The organism is Xanthomarina arctica (assembly GCF_014638915.1).
GTDB lineage: Bacteria > Bacteroidota > Bacteroidia > Flavobacteriales > Flavobacteriaceae > Xanthomarina > Xanthomarina arctica.
Genome location: NZ_BMFQ01000012.1, coordinates 1 through 1,617, shown reverse-complemented (window position 1 = coordinate 1,617; position 1,617 = coordinate 1). Strand labels below are relative to the sequence as shown.

At 27.4% G+C, this 1,617-nt stretch carries 1 rRNA gene; it reads right to left on the bottom strand.

What is annotated here, in order from left to right:
• Nucleotides 1–1,368: 1,368 nt before the first annotated feature.
• Nucleotides 1,369–1,476 (bottom strand): 5S ribosomal RNA (gene rrf / locus IEV77_RS17330).
• Nucleotides 1,477–1,617: the final 141 nt, after the last annotated feature.

Below are 1,617 nucleotides of genomic sequence, written 5' to 3'. Positions count from 1 at the left end.
TTTCTTACTTCCCTAGGGCGTTAATCTCCTAAGCGGGTGCAAATATAAAACCCTTTTTATTCTTACACAATGTTTTTTGAAAAAAAATTTGAAAAAGTTTTTTTGACCTTTTCTTAATCTTCAATTAACACTACTTTTTAAGAACTTCACTATAACAGATGTTGTTTTTAGCGAGTGCAAATATACAACCCTTTTTCTTTTACAAACAAACAATTCTTATAAAAAAAATAAGTTTTTTTTATAAGAATACTTAATCAACTGAAACTTAATAGATAGAAAAGAATCATGTTCGTGTTTTTTTTAAAATATGGGAATCACCAAACGATTCAACCTAGCTTTTTACCCACGATACTGTTTACAATACAGTCCAAGGGGGTTAATTAATCCAAGCCAAAATAGAATAAATGACAGTGATTTCCTTTCAGTATTTATCATTATCTAAAAAACACGCCTTGATCCAATCCTATTATTAACTATTAAATAATGCAATAAGTAATGAATGTATAGATTTCAATATCATAAAAAATAATAAACCAATTAATCATCCCTCCAAAATTCAAAAAAACATCAATACCAATAAGAATATTCAATAGTTATATTTTGTGAATACATTTAATTTTCAATTTATTTATCACATAGTTTTTATTAGAAACAGAAATAAATTTAGACAATTCTATCTTAAAAAATAAAATTAGATACCAGTACAAACAAAAAATCCGTAATAAAACAATTTTGTTATTAAAATTGACGACTATTTTAAACTAGTAATCTTTTGAACTGGTTAATTATCTTAAATTTTAAATAAAACATGTTTCAATCTGGAACACATGCCTATATAATAAAGCCCATTACCTGGTTACAAACGAATCAGTTTTATTAGAAATATGATGGTTTTTACACAAAAAAAAATAACAATTGTAATCACTTAAGATTATTAAGAGATGGCTATTAATGAAGAATCATGAGCTCTATATTTTTACAAATTCAAAAGCACATGAGATAATAGCTATGAGCTACGGCTATAGATCCCAATGTTGTAATTTATGCAGGTGGCATCAACGAGTTGTTTTAAAGATTGTCGATATTGTTATGTAAGTAGCTCCAATTCTTGATTTGCCTTATTAACTGGAGTAGTTAGAAAAATGGCTAGAGATAACATATGTAAAAGTAGCCGAACAATTTTAAAGGTATAAGCTGGTATTCATTAACTGTCTTAAAAGGATTATTAATGATTTTTTTGAATTATCATTAAAACCTATGTCAAAAGATCATATTGATTCTATGGGATCCCCTTAATTTTAGGGAAGTTAACATCTAAATTTATTACAAAAAAAAATCCCGATTCAAAAAAATGAATCGGGATTCTAAAAAAGGCGATGACCTACTCTTCCACAAATGCAGTACCATCGGCGCTAATGGGCTTAACTTCTCTGTTCGGAATGGTAAGAGGTGAGCCCCATTGCAATAACCACCTTAAGTTATTGCTGCAGTAATAAGTTTTAGTTTATTACTTTCAGCGTTCCAACATAAAATTGGAACAAATATCTTAACATATTGAAAAAAATAACATGAATTTTGTAATTTAATTGTACTTTATAAAAAGAACAGCTGTACAAT